This is a genomic window from Janthinobacterium sp. HH102 (genome assembly GCF_001758625.2).
Lineage (GTDB): Bacteria > Pseudomonadota > Gammaproteobacteria > Burkholderiales > Burkholderiaceae_D > Janthinobacterium.
This window is the reverse complement of the sequence record NZ_CP062062.1, coordinates 940,985-957,855: the sequence shown is the minus strand read 5'-3', so window position 1 is coordinate 957,855 and position 16,871 is coordinate 940,985. Positions and strand designations below refer to the sequence as shown.

11 protein-coding genes are annotated in these 16,871 nt (G+C 64.2%); 3 read left to right on the top strand and 8 right to left on the bottom strand.

What is annotated here, in order from left to right; genetic code table 11:
• Positions 1–135: 135 nt before the first annotated feature.
• Positions 136–2,043: an autotransporter assembly complex family protein gene (locus JAB4_RS04355; RefSeq protein ID WP_083287437.1), complete on the top strand. Its 1,908-nt coding sequence runs from the start codon at positions 136–138 to the stop codon at positions 2,041–2,043.
• Complete coding sequence (locus JAB4_RS04350) at positions 2,043–6,470, top strand: translocation/assembly module TamB domain-containing protein (RefSeq protein WP_070217762.1); 4,428 nt, start codon at positions 2,043–2,045, stop codon at positions 6,468–6,470. The genes JAB4_RS04355 and JAB4_RS04350 overlap by 1 nt, the downstream gene beginning before the upstream one ends.
• A 95-nt stretch (positions 6,471–6,565) precedes the next feature.
• Here JAB4_RS04350 and JAB4_RS04345 read toward each other — a convergent pair whose 3' ends face one another.
• From JAB4_RS04345 to JAB4_RS04330, 4 genes are all read right to left on the bottom strand, one after another.
• Positions 6,566–7,525 (bottom strand): IS110 family transposase, encoded by a 960-nt coding sequence (locus tag JAB4_RS04345; RefSeq protein WP_083289991.1) that lies wholly within the window; start codon positions 7,523–7,525, stop codon positions 6,566–6,568.
• Between the two features lie 372 nt (positions 7,526–7,897).
• The gene (locus JAB4_RS04340) at positions 7,898–8,137 is read right to left on the bottom strand and encodes a hypothetical protein (protein WP_034753464.1); all 240 of its coding nucleotides are present in this window, start codon (positions 8,135–8,137) and stop codon (positions 7,898–7,900) included.
• Positions 8,138–8,161: 24 nt separating this feature from the next.
• On the bottom strand, positions 8,162–8,314 hold the full coding sequence (locus tag JAB4_RS04335; RefSeq protein WP_162995534.1) for a hypothetical protein: 153 nt from the start codon (positions 8,312–8,314) through the stop codon (positions 8,162–8,164).
• Between the two features lie 56 nt (positions 8,315–8,370).
• Positions 8,371–10,866: a prolyl oligopeptidase family serine peptidase gene (locus JAB4_RS04330; protein ID WP_070221587.1), complete on the bottom strand. Its 2,496-nt coding sequence runs from the start codon at positions 10,864–10,866 to the stop codon at positions 8,371–8,373.
• A 189-nt stretch (positions 10,867–11,055) separates the two neighbouring features.
• On the opposite strand from JAB4_RS04330, the gene JAB4_RS04325 reads away from it, so the two are divergent.
• Positions 11,056–11,574 carry a hypothetical protein gene (locus tag JAB4_RS04325; RefSeq protein ID WP_070221588.1) on the top strand — a complete coding sequence of 173 codons (519 nt, stop codon included), beginning with the start codon at positions 11,056–11,058 and terminating at the stop codon, positions 11,572–11,574.
• A gap of 1 nt (position 11,575) precedes the next feature.
• On the opposite strand, the gene JAB4_RS04320 is transcribed toward JAB4_RS04325, so the two are convergent.
• The 4 genes from JAB4_RS04320 to JAB4_RS04305 all read right to left on the bottom strand — a co-directional run bounded on the left by JAB4_RS04320 (position 11,576) and on the right by JAB4_RS04305 (position 16,867).
• Positions 11,576–12,385 (bottom strand): hypothetical protein, encoded by an 810-nt coding sequence (locus tag JAB4_RS04320; protein WP_070221589.1) that lies wholly within the window; start codon positions 12,383–12,385, stop codon positions 11,576–11,578.
• Between the two features lie 65 nt (positions 12,386–12,450).
• Positions 12,451–13,029 (bottom strand): nucleotidyltransferase family protein, encoded by a 579-nt coding sequence (locus JAB4_RS04315; RefSeq protein ID WP_139143744.1) that lies wholly within the window; start codon positions 13,027–13,029, stop codon positions 12,451–12,453.
• A gap of 2 nt (positions 13,030–13,031) precedes the next feature.
• Positions 13,032–14,036, bottom strand: coding sequence for a DUF4424 family protein (locus JAB4_RS04310; protein ID WP_070221590.1), 1,005 nt, complete (start codon positions 14,034–14,036; stop codon positions 13,032–13,034).
• Positions 14,036–16,867: an ATP-binding protein gene (locus JAB4_RS04305; protein WP_070221591.1), complete on the bottom strand. Its 2,832-nt coding sequence runs from the start codon at positions 16,865–16,867 to the stop codon at positions 14,036–14,038. The genes JAB4_RS04310 and JAB4_RS04305 overlap by 1 nt, the downstream gene beginning before the upstream one ends.
• Positions 16,868–16,871: the final 4 nt, after the last annotated feature.

Here is a 16,871-nt window from a genome sequence, read left to right as displayed (position 1 = left end):
AGTTTACCTATTCCGGTAACATGCAGTCAGCATTTACTCATCTGGAGCACCATGTTTTCTGCACGACCCATACGGCATACGGCTGCCGGCAAGGCGATACGACCACGAATTTTGGCACAAGTAGTGACAAAAGCAATGGGTCAACTGACACTGGCGGCCGCCGGCAGTGTCATCTCGCTGTTTCCCATCGCCCATGCCGGCGCGCAGGAGGGTACGCAGGAACGCACGCAAGATGCCGTTGCGGACAGCCCCGCCACGGAAACGGCGCCCGCCCCGCTGCAGTATGAGGTCAAGGTCAACGCGCCCGGCGACCTCGATGAGTTGCTGGAAAAAAACCTGGACCTGGAACGCTTCCGCGGCAACCCGCGCATGGACCGCGAGCAATTGCAGCGCCTCGTGCGCGATACGCCCGAGCAAGCGCGGAACCTCATCGCCACGGCCGGCTACTACACGCCCGTCGTCACGGTGCGCGTCGACACGACGGGCGCCAAGCCCGTCGTCATCGTCGACGTCGATCCGGGCCAGCCGGTGACCATCGACAAGGTCGAGCTGGAATTGCGCGGCTTCGATCCCACGCCGCCGCTGGCCGCTTCCGAACCCTACGATACGGAAGCCCTGAAACGCAGCTGGGCCCTGAAGACGGGCAGCGTGTTCCGCCAGGCGGAATGGGAAGCGGCCAAGCGCGCGCTACTGCGCGAAGTGGTGCAGACGCGCTACCCGCGCGCCCAGCTGGTCGATACGCAAGCCGTGGTCGACCCGGAAACGCACAAGGTCTCGCTGCTGGTGGTGCTCGACAGCGGCCCCGAGCTGCGCTTCGGCGAGCTGCGCATCGAAGGCTTGAAACGCTACGATGCCAGCATCATCCGCAACCTCGACAAGATACGCCCGGGCGACTATTACAGCGAATCGGCGCTGCAATCGTTCCAGGCGCGCCTGCAGGACACGGGCTACTTTGCCAGCGTGGAAGTCAGTGCCGACATGAGCAGCATCCTGGGCGAACAGATCGAGGCGGGCCAGGAAAGCCAGCAAGCCGAGGCCGCCGGCGCCGCACCAGAAGCCAGGCCCGCCAACCGCGGCCCCGCGCCGCAGCTGCCGCTGGTGGTGCGCGTGACGGAAAACAAGCAGCAGAACGTCAGCGCCGGTCTCGGTTTCAGTACGAATACGGGGAACCGTGCCCAGCTCAACTATGACAACCTCAACGTGTGGGGCACGCGCTTCAAGAGCGCGATCACCATGGAAACGAAAAAACAGGCGGCGCACGCCAATTTTTACTTTCCGACGACCGAGCGCGGCTACAACGACAGCGCCGGCGCCTCGTTCGAACGCAGCGATATTTCCAATGAAATCACGGCCGTCACCACCATCTCGGCCAAGCGCAACTGGGGCGGCACCAACCTCGAACGCAGCCTGACGTTCGAGTTCCTCAGCGAAGACAAGACCGTGGTGGGCCTGGAACAGACGCGCAGCAAGAGCTTGCCGCTGACCTATGCCATCACCAAGCGCAGCCTCGACAGCCTGCTGTTCCCCACCAAGGGCTACGTCATCAACGCCCAGGTGGGCGGCGCCCTGCTGCCCCTGCTGACGGACGAGCGCTTCGTGCGCGTGGCCGGCAAGGCCGTGTATTACCGTCCGCTCGGCGAAAAGGGCGAGCTGATCGTGCGCGGCGAAATGGGCGCGCTGGGCTCGAAGGAAAAACGCGGCGTGCCGGCCGTCTACCTGTTCCGCGCGGGCGGCGACCAGTCGGTGCGCGGCTACGGCTACCAGGAACTGGGCGTGAAGGAAGGCGACGCCACCATCGGCGGGCGCTACATGCTCACCGGCAGCGCCGAATACCAGTACTGGTTCAAGCCGAAATGGGCCATTGCCGCCTTCTATGACGCCGGCAACGCGGCCGACACGGTCAAAGCGGCCATGACGCCGAAATCGGGCTATGGCCTGGGCGGGCGCTACAAGAGCCCCGTCGGCCCCATCAATGTCGACGTGGCGTATGGCCACGCCGTCCACGCCTACCGTTTGCACTTTTCTCTGGGATTCACTTTCTGATGTCCGATATTTCTACCGAGTCCCCCAACGGCGCCGCGCCGCCACCGCCGGCGAAAAAACCGCGCCGCTGGGTGCGCTATGTGCTGATCGCCGTCGCCAGCCTGGCCGTGCTGCTGGGCGCCGGCTTCTGGTTCCTGGGCCGCGAATCGACCTTGCAGATGCTGGTGCAAAAAGTGGCCAGCGCCAGCGGCGGCGACATCGCAGTGTCGGGCGTGTCCGGCTCGCTGTACAACCGCATGCACCTGGGCCACGTCAGCTACCGCAGCAAGACGCAGCACATCACGGCCGACAACATCGACATCAACTGGTCGCCGTTCCAGTTCTTCTCGGAAGGCATCGCCATCAGCGAACTGCACGTGGCCAGCCTGTCCGTGGAAAGCACGGCGCCGTCCGAGGAACCGTCGACCATGCCCGCCAGCCTGGCCGCGCCTTTTAAAATCGGCATTGCCGACGCGCGCCTGGACAAGGTGACCCTCGTCAGCGCGGGCGGCAACACGGTATTTGAAAAAATCCATTTCACCTTGTCGGGCGACAAGTCGCAATGGCAGCTGGAAGATGCCTCGGCCGTCACGCCGTTCGGCCAGGCCACGGCCAGCGCGACGATTGCCGCCACGCAGCCGTTCAAGCTCAGCGGCAAAGCGGGCTTGACGCAGCTCAACCCTGCCGCCGGCGAAAAACCGGCCGCCCTGGCGCTGCAGCTGGGCGGCGACCTGAATGTGCTGAACGTCACGGCCAAGGGCAGCGCGGGCGCGGCCACGGCCGATGCCCAGCTGGCGCTGGCGCCGTTCGACCCCGTCATCATCCTGCGCTCGGCCAGCATCAAAGGCCGCAACATCAATCCGGGCAAGTTCGACGCCACCTTGCCGCAGGCGGACCTGAGCCTGGAACTCGACGCCGCCATCGACACCCGGCCGACGAAGCAAACCGTATCGGGCAAGCTGGCCATCCTCAACCACGCCACGCCGGGCCCCATCGACCAGCAAAAGCTGCCGCTGCGCCAGTTCGAAGCGCGCCTGGGCGGCACCCTGACGGCCACGACCTTGGAATCGGCCATCATCGATTTCGGCAACGCGGGCAAATTCACGGGCGGCGGCAAACTCAACCGCGACGCCGTCGATGGCCCCATCGGCAATGCGCAACTGACCTTGCACACGGACAAGATCGACTTGCAGCACATTTACAGCAGCATCAACAGCACCAAGATCGTCGGCGACATCGTGCTCGACAGCGACGGCAAGACGCAAACCCTGCGCGCCAAGCTCGGCGAAGCCAAGCTGCGCCTGGACATGGAAGCCACCCTGGCCGATTCGCTCGTGCAACTGCGCAAGGCCACCTTGCAGGCAGGCAAAAGCAGCGTCAACGCGACGGGCCAGATCAGCCTCAAGGATGAGCAACCGTTCAAGGCCGTGGCCAGCACCAGCCGCCTCAATCCCGCCGACTTCGGCGCCTTCCCCGTGGCCGACCTGAACCTCGACGTGCGCGCCCATGGCCACGTGGCCCCCAAGTGGCTGGCGAACGCGGACTTCACCGTGCGCCCCAGCAAGCTGCTCGACCAGCCCCTGTCCGGCAAGGGCAAGCTGACGGCCGATGCGGCCCACTTCAGCGGCATCGACGTGCAATTGGCACTGGGCAAAAACAACGTGACTGCCAAGGGCAACTTTGGCGGCGCCGGCGAAAAGCTCAACTGGAATGTCGATGCACGGCAGCTTTCTGCCCTGCAGGGCGACTTGCTGGGCACGGTGCTGGCCAGCGGCGTGGTGCAGGGCACGCTGCAGCAGCCGCGCACGAGCTTTGTGGCCGACGCGAAAGGACTGGGCCTCACCAGCGGCAAGCGCCCCGCACCCGACAGCGCCATCCACGCCAGTGGCGAAGTGGGCTTGACGGGTCCGAAGCAGCAGGCGGAACTGAAAATGACGGGTTCCTTGCAAAAGATCAACCCGGCCGCGTTTGGCGCATCGCTGCCCAACGGCAACGTGAATGCGGATTTCAACGGCAACGGCCGCCTGACGAGCGACTGGCAAGTGGCCCTCAACCTGGCCCTGCGCGAATCGACCCTGCAAAACGCCCCGCTGGCCGGCTACGCCAAGCTGTCGGCCAATGCGAAACGCATCGACAGCGTGGATACGGAATTGCGCCTGGGGCCGAACAGCCTGCTGGCCAAGGGCGCGCTGGGCGGCGCCTCCGACCAGCTGACGTGGAAACTCGATGCGCCGCAACTGTCGACCCTGGGCCCCAAGTTTGCCGGCGTGCTGCATGCGGCCGGTTCCGTCTCGGGCAAGATGGACGCGCCCGCCGCGCAGCTGACGCTCGATGGCAAGGATCTGACCTTCTTTGGCGACCAGCAATTGAAAGCCGTGAAAGGCAGCGCCAGCGTGGGCGCCGGCCAGGGCGCGCTCGACCCCATGGTCAGCAGCCTGGAGATCACGGGCTACAGCACGCCCACCTTCAAGCTGGCCAGCGCCCGCCTGGGCACGACGGGCACGCGCGGCAGCCATACGGTCAGTTTGACGGCGCGCAATGACGATTTCGACGCCACCGTGCAAATCCGCGGCAGCCAGAGCGGCGCCGCCTGGACGGGCACGATCGACAGCCTGCAAAACAAGGGCCGCTATGCGCTCGTGCTGCAAGCGCCCGTGCCCGTGAAAGTGGCGGGACCGGCCGGCAGCGGCGTGGCGGGCCTGGGCCAGCCCGAGCAGATCAGCGTGGGCAACACCGTCATCAAATTGCCGGCAGGCAGCATCACCATGCAAAACCTCGTCAAGAACGGCCCCCGCTGGACCAGTTCCGGCCAGGCGGCTGGCGTGGCCCTGACCTATCTGGCGCAAGTGATCCCGTCGCTGCAAGCCAATGCGCGCAGCGACCTGACCCTGGGCGCGCAATGGTCGCTCGACATGCAGGTGCCGACGGCGAAACAGAAAGATCCCTCGCTGGCCGGCATGCTGCACATCTACCGCGAAAAAGGCGACGTGACGGTGGGCGTGGAACAGCCGCTGGCGCTGGGCTTGCGCACCTTCGATGCCCGCATCGATGTGGCCAACCAGCAGCTGCGCCTGGCCGTGAAACTCGATGGCGCACGCGCGGGCCAGAGCGATATCAATGCCACCGTGCAAATGCTGAACGGACGCATCAGCAACGACAGCGCCCTCTCCCTGACGGGCACCACCAGCATCGATTCACTGGCGTGGCTGGCGCCGCTGACGGGGCAGCCGGGCCTGGAACTGGGCGGCGCCTTGAAGGTGGCCCTGTCCGGCAGCGGCACCATCGGCGCGCCGCAATTGAATGGCGACATCAACGGCAGCAAGCTGCTGGTGAACTGGGCCGACCAGGGCTTGAAATTGCGCAATGGCGTGCTGCAAGCCAAGCTGGCCGGCGATCAATTGCAATTGCAGCGTTTGAGCTTTGACGGCGGCGACGGCAAGGTGCAGGCCGATGGCTGGGTACGCTTTGCCAATGGCGAAGCGAGCCTGGAACTGAAGCTGATGGCCGACCGCCTGCAGGCGCTGTCGCGCCCGGACCGCACCCTGGTCCTGTCGGGCAACAGCACCCTGGTGCGCAATGACAAGCGCTTCAGCTTCGAGGGCAAGTTCAAGGCCAACCGCGCGCTGATCGAGCTGGCGCCGCAGGATACCCCCACGCAAAGCAGCGACGTCGTGGTGCTGGGCAAGGAAGTCAAGGGCAGCAAGGAAGCGCCGTCGCTGCCGCTGAATATCGACCTGGAATTTGACCTGGGCAACGCTTTCCACCTGCGCGGCATGGGGCTCGATGCCGACCTGGCCGGCAATGTGCGCGCCAGAGTCATCAACCGCGCCGCGCCGCGCGTGACGGGCAGCATCAAGGTCACGAACGGCCAGTACGCCGCGTATGGACAGAAGCTGTCGATCGAGCGGGGCCTGATCGCCTTCACGGGCGCCTACGACAACCCGTCACTGAATATCCTGGCCGTGCGCAAGCGTCCCGAAGGCGAAGCGCTGTCGGAAACGAACGTGGAAGCGGGCGTGGAAGTGCGCGGCACGGCGCAGGCGCCGACGGCCAAGCTGGTGTCCACGCCGAGCGTGTCGGACAGCGACAAGCTGGCATGGCTGATTCTCGGCCACGGCGCGGAAACGGCGGCCGGCGATGAAATGGCGCTCTTGACGACGGCCGCAGGCGCCCTCTTCGGCGGCTCCGGCGGCGGCTTGCAGGGCAAGCTGGCCAATTCGCTGGGCCTCGACGAAGTGGGCCTGTCGCAGGCGCAAGGGCTGGAAAGCACGGTCGTCACCGTCGGCAAGCGCCTGTCGTCGCGCGCCTACCTGACGTTCGAGCAAGGCACGAGCACGGCGACGAGCCTGGTCAAGCTGCGCTACAAACTGAACCGCCGCATCACTTTGCAGTTCCAGACGGGCACGAACAATGCGCTGGACGTGTTGTATACGTGGGCGTTTGACTAGAATGGCGGCCAACAATGTTGTCGGATTACGCGGGGCGTGGCCCCGCTAATCCGACCTACGGCCCATGTGCATCCACGTAGATACTGTTATCCCCGTCAAGCGGCGTGCAAGGCCGGATCAAATATTTTTCCCGACCTGAGCACGCCGAATGCCACGTGCACCAGCTTGCGCATCATGGCGCCGATGATCAGCTTGGGCGCTTTGCCGGCGTCACGCAGACGCTGACCGAAGCGCTTGCCCCAAGGCGTCTTATGCACTGCCACCATGGCCGGCATGTACAGTGCCTTGCGCAGGAAACTGTGGCCGACCTTCGACATGCGTGGCTTGCCACGCACGCTGGAACCTGACTCGTGCTGGCGCGGATCGAGGCCCGCAAACGCCACCGCCTGCTTGGCGCTGTCGAAGCGCTCAGGATTGGCGTAGTAGGACAGCAGCACGGGAATCGTGCGCTCGCCCAGGCCAGGGATGCTATCGAGCAATTCGCGCTTGCCGCGTAAATCCGGGTCGTCATCGATATGACGGCGGATCGCCAGGATCAGCGCCTTGATCTCGGCGTCGAGCCAGGCAATATGATCCTCGATACCCTGGCGTACCGCCGCGCGCGCCACTTCAAGCCGGTTGCTTTCCTGCTGGCGCATCGCTTGCAAGGCATCGAGGCGCAGCACCAGCGCGCGCAGCGATTGCTCGGCCGGCGATGGCGCCTGCCAGGGCTCTGGCTGGCGTTCATGGGCGAAGTCGGCGATCAGCTGTGCGTCGACCTTGTCGGTCTTGGTGCGCACCAGGCGTGAAGCGCTGAAGGCCTTGATCTGGGCTGGATTGATGACACTGACCACCATGCCAAGTCCAGCGAGATATTCGGCAACCCCTTCCCAATACGTGCCCGTCGCTTCCATGCACACCCTGGGGCTGCCGGCAGCATGCTTCAGCAGCCATGCGTGGAGCGCGGTGAATCCTTGACGGTTGTTCTCGACAACCTTGTTACGATGCTTGCCGTTGGGCAGGCGCAGCGCGCAGTCGAGCTTGGCCTTGGCAACGTCGATTCCTAAATTAAACATGCTGTGATCCTCTTGCGATCTACCTTGCAAATGCGGGCTAACCGGCATGCCGGTGCCAAAGATACTGTCCGATCTTGACATGGAGGATGGGTAACTGGTGCGAGATCTACGGAGCTGGCTCGGGGCCTAAGGGCGGATACGGCATCCAGTTACCCGGTCTTGATATGCCTACCAAGATTTTGACAGCGGTCGATACCGTTCGCAATACCACGAACGGCATGAGGGGAATAATACAAGGTCGGATTAGCGGCACAGCCGCGTAATCCGACACCACCGAAACAACAAAGGGCGCCTCGGCGCCCTTTGCTGTTTCTACTGCCAACCCAAGAAAATACTGGGGTCAGACCCGGCGGGTCTGACCCCGGCACTCACTTACTCGGCCACGTCGAGTCCCCGCTCGATCATGCCTTCGACGTAGGCGCGCAGATATTGCTCCAGCGCGGGGCCGGACAGCACATTGGCCGTCAGCGCGCCGTGCGGCGAGCCTTTCAGCACGCCGTCGTGGTACACGCGCGCAATCCAGGCCACGTCCGCGCCCTGGGTGTAATCGAGTTCATAGTCGAACGATTCTCCGCTGACTTTGCGTGTGTAGACTTCCTTGACAATTGCCATCTAAAACAGCCTTTCTTGACGAGATTAACTGGGATGCGGGTGCGGCACGGGATCGTCCTGCGGCACCGGGTGCACGGGCCCCGGGTGGCGCCCGGGCGCTTCTTGCGGCTCCGGCGCCGGCATGGGTTCATCGACGGGCGCCGGGTCGGGCGCGCGGTGGGCATGGATGACGGTCATGGCTGGCCTCCCTGCAGACAAAGGAAGACCATACCACGAGTTGCGCGCCGCCGCCCTTATTTGCCGGCCGGCTTGACGTCGGCGGCCGGCGGCGCCGCGTTCTTCACATATTTCTCCAGCCAGTTGTTGCTTTCATACAGCATCTGCATGATCGATTCGCGCGCGCGGTAGCCGTGGCTCTCGTTCGGCAGCATCACCAGGCGCGCCGTGCCGCCCAGTCCCTTGACGGCCTGGAACATGCGCTCGCTCTGGATGGGGAAGGTGCCCGAGTTGTTGTCCTGCTCGCCATGGATCATCAGCAGCGCATCCTTGATCTTGTCCGCATAATTAAACGGCGACATGGCCTGGTAGACGGCCGGCGCCTGCCAGAACGAGCGCTCTTCGGCCTGGAAGCCGAACGGCGTCAGGGTGCGGTTGTAGGCGCCGCTGCGGGCGATGCCGGCGCGGAACAGCCGCGTGTGCGCCAGCAGGTTGCCCGTCATAAAGGCGCCATACGAGTGGCCGCCGATGGCGATGCGGTTGCGGTCGGACACGCCACGGCGCACCACCTCGTCGACGGCCGCCTCGGCATCGGCCACCAGCTGCGGCAGATACGTGTCGTTCGGCTCCTGCTCGCCATTGCCGACGATGGGGAACGATGGATTGTCGAGCACGGCGTAGCCCATGGACAGGAAGGCGGCCGGGCCCCAGTAGCTGACGGCATTGAATTTGTAGGGCGAGCCCTTGGTCTGGCTGGCGGCGCTGGCCGTCTTGAATTCCTGCGGATACGCCCACATCAGGGTCGGCAGCGGGCCGTCGCGTTTCACGTCGTAGTTCGGCGGCAACATCAGTGTCGCCGTCAGGTCCACGCCGTCGGCGCGCTTGTAGCGAATCAGCTCTTTCTGCACGTCCTTCAGCTGCGGCAGCGGATGGGGGAAATGCGTGAGGGCCGTCAACTGCGCGGCGCCCTGCTGTTTCAGGTTGCGCACATAGTAATTCGGCTGCTCGGTCGGCGATTCGCGCGTCGACAGCAAACGGCTGCCGTCCTCGTCCAGCACGGCCACCACGTTTTCATAGTAGGGGGCGGCGCTCTGGAACAGGCGCTCCTTCTGCTTCGTCGCCAGGTTCAGGCGGTCGATGAACGGCCGGTCGCCCTCCTTCGATGCGCCCTGGCCGTCGAGCAGGATGGAACCGTCAGCGGCGATGAGCAAACGCGGCAAGCCGGCCGCGTCCGCGCGCATGACGGGCTGGCCCGGATCGTTGTAGCGGTCTTCGAAGGATCCCGCGTACACGAGGTCGGCCGGCGTGGACGGTTGATCTGGCGCAATCTTCCACTGCTTGACGGCGCGCGTCTTGTACCACGCTTCGCTGAGCAGGGCCAGGTCGCCGCGGCCCCAGGCCACGCCCGCGTAGCGCGAACCGAGCCTGGCCAGCACGGCCGGTTTGTTGCTAAACGGCGCAGCCTGCGTGTAGACGATGTCGCGGATTTCGGCCGCCCTGGCCGGATCGCCGCCGTCCTGCGCTTCGGCCCATACCAGGGTGGCGGGCGCATCGACGCGCCAGCTGACGGAGCGCACGCCGGCGGACACGGCATCATTGCCTGGCGGCAGCCCTTCCTCCAGCGGCAGGGCCGCCACTGCGTGCTCCACCTTGCCATTCAGGTCGCGCACGTCGATCTTGTGGCCAAAATCATGCGCCGGCACGATGTAGGAATACGGACGCACGATGCTGGTCGTCAGCAGGTGCTTGCCATCGGGCGAGGCCGAGACGCGCGAGAACTGGCCCGGCTGGCCGACCAGGCGCTGCTTGCCCGCCACGTCCAGCAAGGCCAGCTGCACCGTGATGTAGTGTTCGAACAGCTGCGCATCCTGTTCGTTTTTCAGCAAGTCGGGATAGGTGCGCAATTGCTTGACGCCGCCGCCCGGCACGCTGTCCTGGATGGACGGGCCCGTCGGGATGCCGCTGGCCACGGGCGCCGCGCCGAGCTTGGCCGGTTTCAGCTGCACCAGCAAGGTCTTGCTGTCTGGCATCCAGGAAAAGCCGCGGCCATACACGGCCGACAGGGGGGTGCTGGACAGCTTGCGCGCCGCTTTCGTCTGCACGTCGAGCAGCCACAGTTCCACGCCCGACTCCTTCACGCCCCTGGCGGGATCGGCAAAGGCGATGTGCGTAAACGCCAGGTAGCGCTGGTCGGGCGACCAGGCCAGGTCGGCGATGCGGGGCGCCGCCGGCAAGCCGCTGACCTTGATTTCCTTCTGCGTATCGATGTCGAGCAAGCCCAGCCCCGTGTGGAAACTGAAGCGGCTGGCCGAATACGTGCGCGGATTGATGCGCAAGCCCGCCAGCTTCAGTTCCGGCTGCGCCACTTCGCCGATGCCGGGCAGGGATGGCGTGGGCAGCACGGCGGCCAGGTTGCGTTTCGGGCTCAGGCTCAGGGTCGGCGCGCGCGGCGCATCGACGATGGCTTGCAGGGGCGCGGGCGGGGCTTGATAAGCGCCATCTTGCGCCATGGCCAGGGAAGACGAGGCCATCAAGCCGACAGTGATGGGCAGCAAAGGCAAACGTGTAGACATGGAACTCCAGTGTATGAAGGTGGTGACAACAAGCGAGCGCACCGCGCCGCTCATGGCGGCGCTTTGTGACAGGGCATAGTGCGTTCAGGCCAAGTAAATGTCAACCAGCAACTTTTACCGTTTGACAAGCATCGCCGCCCATCCCCATCTGGCTTACAATCGCTGTTTTACCCGCACCCGATTGCCTACATGGAAACCACTACCCTCGCCCTGCTGTTCCTGGTCCCGCTGCTGGTCTGGCGCATTTATTCGCGCCTGAAGAAACTGGTGGCGCGCCAGAAGTCGCAGCTGTGGCGGCACTGGAGCGTGGCGGTCGCGTTTCCCGCGCTGCTGCTGTTCCTGGCAACGACGACGAAATTCGAGCTGCTGCCCCTGTCGAGCCTGGGCGCGGCCGCGCTGGCCGGCGGCTGGCTCGGTGTGCTGGGCCTGAAGCTGACGCGTTTCGAGCAAGTCGGCAAGGATTTCTTTTTTACCCAGCACCGCTATCTGGGCCTGGCCATCACGATGCTGTTCATCGCCCGCTTGCTGTACCGCGGCATGGAAATCTACCTGAACACGCGCCTGGACGTGCCCGTGCCGCCGCCGCCCTTCGGCCAGAGCCCGCTGACCATGGCCGCCTACGGCCTCGTCATCGGCTACTACGCCGTGTATGCGTGGGGCCTAGTGCGCTGGCGCCAGCGCAACAAGCCCTTGCAAGCTTCAGAATAAATCAGTAGTACTGGCACAGGCCAGTACACGTCGTCACGGTCAGTGCCGCGCGTATCGTCGCCAGCGCCGGCGCCAGGGCGAGATCGAGGTCCTTGTCCACATCGGCCAGGCTGGCCAGCAAACGCTCGCGCAAGGGCGGCGCCATCAGATTGGCATTCGCCGTGGCGTGCTGGGCCGCCGCTTCCAGCATCCGCTGCTTTTGCGCCACGTTCCAGAACGGCACTTGCACGAACTGCACCACGCTCGTGTAAACAACGGCCGTGTTCTTGCTGAACGCCCGCGCGCGCAGACGCTCGGGCCCGCTCACCGCATCGGCCGGCTGGGCGCTGAATTCCTGCTCCATCAGCCCGATCAAATGGCCATGGCAATGCATGCTGAAAGCAAACAAGCTGCTCATTTCATCGCCATAATTGGCCAGGTTCTGCGTCACTTGCTCCTTGCGCGCCTGCTGCAGCTCGGCGCCGGACAGCGGCAACGGCCGTTCCAGGCCAAACGCATAGTATGTTTTGCCCAGCCGCATGGCCTTTTCGCACACGGCCACGCTTTCGTTCACGTCCTGCAGCGCGGCGACGGGCGCCTGGAACAGGCGCGGACCGTCGGCGATCTGCGCAAACAGCTGCGCCACGCCAGGGTCGCCCAGGCGCGGCAGACCGGCCTGCGGCGTCGCCTTGGCCATCAGCGCTTCCAGCTGACCGCTGGCTTGCTGGAAATCGGTATAGCTGTCGGCCCAGGCGGCGGGCGCCACGAGGGCGGAGGAAAGGCAGAACAAGCGGCCGATGCGGCGCAGCGGCGGGGAAATCGACAGGGACATGGGATCAGAAGAACACTATTGGATAACTGGCAATTATAGGCAATCTATATCCATACTGCATCCAATCAGGCGATGATGGTGACGCGCGGCCAGCGCGCCGCGTAGTCCTTGCTGGCCAGGCGCTGCGCATAGCCGTCTTCGCTGATGCGCGCCGGGTTGCGCCGGATCACCATATTGAACAAATCATCGAGGCCATGCGGCGCGACGATGCCGATCTCGCCGTCAGGCTGCAGATAGATGCCGACAGCCGTGGCGAACTCGGGCCAGGAAGCGATGGCGTCGTCGAGCGACAGCAAGGGCGGCACGGCGTAGCCGAACTCGTCTTCAAACCACAGGTGCACGCGGGCCTGGTTGCACACTTCCCATGGCACGCCGGGCAGTACAGTTTCCAGGCGCTGGCGCAGCCGCACCTCGCTTTCCGCAAGCACATCGTGCGCGTCGAAATACGCCACGTCGACGTCGTTCAATGCCGACGGTTGGGTGAAACCGTGCAAGGCGTCCCACACGAGCTTGCGCACGGCGCCGGCGCCGATGCAGCAGTGGGGCAAGCCCAGCTGCGCCACGGCCTGAAGCATCTGCATGCACCATGGCGTGGCACGGACGATGGCGCGCAGGCGCGCGGCCAGCGCTTCCTGCGTGCTCATTCCTATGGCCGGATCTGCGGCGCCACGCCGTCGTTGCTCACCGTGCCTTCGACATTGCCGAAGTACACGTCCAGATCCTGCTTCGGACGGAAGTTGCGCAACTTGACTTGCAAAGTGGTGGGATTGATTTTGGTGAACGTGCCGGGGAAGCACAGGCTGACCAGCTCGTCCGGCTTGCCCTTGATCAAATTCATGGTGAAGTCTTCGATGCCATTCTTCCAGGTGTTACCCGTCGTCAAAATGTACGACACCCAGACGGCATTGACGAAGCCGCTTTCGCCCTGCTGGGCCGCCAGCCGGTTCCATGTCTTGTAGAAGGCCTTGTCGCCGCAGTATTTCTTTTCAAAGGTATTGCCATCGCCCAGGTAGGAAGCGCCGGGGCCGGCTGCGACAAACGGCGCATATTGATGGCGCACGCGCACGACTTTGCCGGCGGGGAATTTCTGCTGCCACAGGTAGATGACTTTCACGGTCCAGGCCGGCACCCACTCCTCGTCGTACAGCTGGGCCAGCAGACCCTCCTTGATCATGATCTTGCTCTGCGCGGCCGTCAGCGGCGCCACTTTCTTGTCGAACGGCGTGTGCGAAGGGAAATACGCGATCTGCGCGTCGGACAAGCCCAGCTGGCGCAGGCGGGCCGTCACGTCGGAGCTGCCGAGCTTGGCGACAAACGTGGTTTTATACTCCTTGCGCTTGCCGTCCACGTCGACGGTAAACTGCTGCGGCTGGCCGTAATACGTGGGCGAGCCATGGTAGCCGGAAGAGTATTCCGGCAAGGGGAAGAAGATCGTTTCTTCCACATCCTTGGCCGATTCATTGAGGAATTCATACTCGACCTTGATCAAGTCCGTGCTCACGCTGAGCACTTCCTTTTTCATGGCCACGGCATCCGTCTTGCCGAACAGGATGCCGCCCGCGCTGACGGAGCCGATGCCGTCGTTGGCCATGGCTGGCGCCGAACACGCCAGCGCCAGGGCTGCGGCCAGAACAAGCTTGCGCACGGTCATCACGCCGCCTTGCCCGGTGCGGGTTCGATCCGGCGCTGCAGCACGAAAATCGGTTGCGCCCATTGGGTATCCTTCTTTTTCTTACTGGTGATCAAGGTCAGCTCCGAGGGATCATAGACATCCGTGTTGTGCGTCAACGGCGTCGTCATCAGGTATTGCGCTTCCGTATTTTTCAGGAATTCGCCGACCAATTGAATATTGCGGATATCCAAATGGGCAAACGGTTCGTCGATGAAGACGAAGCCGCCGGAACCGTCTTCCGATTTCAGCAAGCCGATCAGGAGCACCAGCGACTTCATGACCTGCTGGCCGCCCGACGCTTCGCCATCGTTCATGCCGATCACGCCCTTGCCATCGAATTTGAAGCGCACGTGCAAGCCCGCCTGCGACAGCTGCACATCGTCGTTTTCCAGGCGCACGGGGTCGGCATGCACTTCGATGCCGGCCAGTTCGCCCAGTTCCTTGATGTTCTTGCTGTACGTCTTGATGGTGTAGCGCAAGCGTTCCATGTAGGCGCCGCGGGCATTGCCCGTCGCTTCGATGGCGCGGTTGTTCTGGTAGCGGCGCTCGTCCGTTTCCGACTGGCGGCCGTGCAGCTGCTCCGACAGGCGGTGGTGCTGGTCGATGACGGTGGCGTCGAGTTCCCAGTCGTCGCGCGCCAGGCTGTTTTGCAGGCTGGCCACGCGCAAGTCGACCTGGTGCGCATTCTGGTGCTCGGCCACGAGCGCGGCGCGGCGTGCGGGCCTGCGCCAGCTTTTCGGCAAATGGCGCCACGCATGGCGCAAGGCCAGCAAGGCGCGCGCATGCTCGGCGCGCTGTTCAATTTGTTTCTTGTAGCCGAGGCGCGAACCCGCTTCCGCTTCGGACAGGGCCAGGCGTGCGTTTTGCCACACGGTATCGGCACGCGTGCGCGCCACGGTAGCGTTCTTGGTGAGATTTTGCAACTCGCCCAGGCGGCCGCCCACTTCCAGGCGCTCTTCCTTGAGCGGCTTCGAATTGCGCAGCGCTTCGGCAAATTCTTCCTGGCGCGCACTGAGTTCCTTGGCCGCGTCGACGCCGGCGATGCGCGCTTTCAAGGCGCCCACTTCGGCCGCCAGTTTCGAGATCGCCAGGGTGAGCGTGTCTTCCTGCCCTTCCAGGCCCGGCAAGGAGCGCAGCAGCGCTTCCAGGCGGCCGCTGCGGCCAGCCTGGCCGAAGCGGTAGCGCGACGCTTCCACGAACAGCGAGCGTCCGCCGCGGCGTTCACGGTGATACGCCTCGGGCGTGATCCACTCTTCGTGGTTGCCCAGCTTGAAGCCGGCTTCGACGGAGTCGACGCGTGCAATGCGCGACAGCTGCTCGATCAGCCAGCTGGGCACAGGTGCGGAAAATTTCACCACCGCCAGCAAGCTCTCGTCTTTGGCGACGGGCGCCGTGACCAGGTCCGGCACGATGAAGTGGCGGTAGCGCTCCTTCTCGGCCAGGCGGTAGGCAGCGGCAGCATCCTTGGCCTTGTCGAGCAGCACCACCGAGGCGTAACCGCCCAGTACGCCTTCGACGGCGCCCTGCCAGCGGCTGTCCGTCACTTCGACGATGTCCGACAGCATCGCGTGCGATATCCCCGCGTCGCGCAGCGCGCGGCGCATGCCGCGTACATTGTCCGGCTCCGGCATGGCCGTCTTGCCTTGCAGTGCGGCAATCGTCGCCTGCTCGCCCGCGATGCGGGCCGACAAGGCGTCGCGCTGCTGGCGCTGCTGCAGCAATTGCGCTTCCTTCTGTTCCAGCTGGGCCGCCACTTCGGCGATGTCGCTGCCCGAGTCGGCCGCCAGCTTGTGCAGGCGGTCCTTCTGTTCCAGCAGGCTGTCCAGCGGTTTCAGCTTGGCATTGATCAAGGACAAACGGCTCTGCAAGCCGATCGATTCCTGCTCCAGCAGGGTTTCATTCATCTGCGCGTCGGACAGGGCTTTCGCCTGCGCGGCCAGCGCATTGCGTTTATCCGTCAGTTGCTGGTCCGCCTGCGCCATCGGTTTGCGCGCATCGCGCAATTGCCGGCTGGCGATGGCCGCCTTTTCGCGCGCCTCGTGGTATTGCAGGCTGGGCAGCACTTCTTCCAGCAGGTTGCGGCGTTCCTTATGTAAACCTTCCCACTGGTGGTAATTGGCCACGCGCAGGCGCAAGCCTTCCAGGTTGGTCTTCGACGCCTCGAGTTCCGTCTCGAAACGTTTCAGCTCCACTTCCGTGTCGCGCTGGTGGCGCTTGGCTTCGTCGTAGGCATCGAGCACTTCCTTGTCGCCGAACACCTGGAACACCAGGTCGAGCAGCTGGCGCGGCGCGTATTCGCACAATTTGTCCGTCTCGCCCTGCTCCAGCGCCAGCACTTTCGACATGGCGGGCGACAGGCCCGCATTGGCCAGGCGCTTGCGGTAGTTTTCCACGCCGAGCCAGTCGTTGGCGTCCGTGATGTCCTCGATCTGCACATTGCCCGGACGCATCAGATACTGGCGCTTCCAGTCGCCGCCATTCTTCTGGATCTGGCAAAACAGCGTTACTTCATCATCGCTGAAGAAGCCGGAACTGCGGAACGGGCGGTTCGACAGCTGCTTGCCCACGTTCTTGTTGTCGACCACGGCGCGCAGCCAGGCCGTCTGCTGGCCCGAATGGCGCGCATAGTGTTTATACGTGCGCCCCATCGAGCAATCGAGGCCAAACAGGGTGCGCAAGGCGTCGAGCAAGGTCGTCTTGCCCGAGCCGTTCTGCCCCGCGATGGTGATGATCTTCGCGTCGAGCGGAATATTCTTGATGCGCTGCCAGTAATCCCAGTGCACCAGTTCAAGTGATTTGATATGAAACATGGGC

What these genes read in the sequence shown, in the direction of transcription:
- JAB4_RS04350 (WP_070217762.1), top strand. Translation starts at nt 2,043, where the DNA reads ATGTCCGATATTTCTACCGAGTCCCCCAACGGCGCCGCGCCGCCACCG.
- JAB4_RS04345 (WP_083289991.1), bottom strand. Translation starts at nt 7,525, where the DNA reads ATGTTTAATTTAGGAATCGACGTTGCCAAGGCCAAGCTCGACTGCGCG.
- JAB4_RS04320 (WP_070221589.1), bottom strand. Translation starts at nt 12,385, where the DNA reads ATGTCCCTGTCGATTTCCCCGCCGCTGCGCCGCATCGGCCGCTTGTTC.
- JAB4_RS04330 (WP_070221587.1), bottom strand. Translation starts at nt 10,866, where the DNA reads ATGTCTACACGTTTGCCTTTGCTGCCCATCACTGTCGGCTTGATGGCC.
- JAB4_RS04310 (WP_070221590.1), bottom strand. Translation starts at nt 14,036, where the DNA reads ATGACCGTGCGCAAGCTTGTTCTGGCCGCAGCCCTGGCGCTGGCGTGT.
- JAB4_RS04315 (WP_139143744.1), bottom strand. Translation starts at nt 13,029, where the DNA reads ATGAGCACGCAGGAAGCGCTGGCCGCGCGCCTGCGCGCCATCGTCCGT.
- JAB4_RS04355 (WP_083287437.1), top strand. Translation starts at nt 136, where the DNA reads ATGGGTCAACTGACACTGGCGGCCGCCGGCAGTGTCATCTCGCTGTTT.
- JAB4_RS04335 (WP_162995534.1), bottom strand. Translation starts at nt 8,314, where the DNA reads ATGACCGTCATCCATGCCCACCGCGCGCCCGACCCGGCGCCCGTCGAT.
- JAB4_RS04305 (WP_070221591.1), bottom strand. Translation starts at nt 16,867, where the DNA reads ATGTTTCATATCAAATCACTTGAACTGGTGCACTGGGATTACTGGCAG.
- JAB4_RS04340 (WP_034753464.1), bottom strand. Translation starts at nt 8,137, where the DNA reads ATGGCAATTGTCAAGGAAGTCTACACACGCAAAGTCAGCGGAGAATCG.
- JAB4_RS04325 (WP_070221588.1), top strand. Translation starts at nt 11,056, where the DNA reads ATGGAAACCACTACCCTCGCCCTGCTGTTCCTGGTCCCGCTGCTGGTC.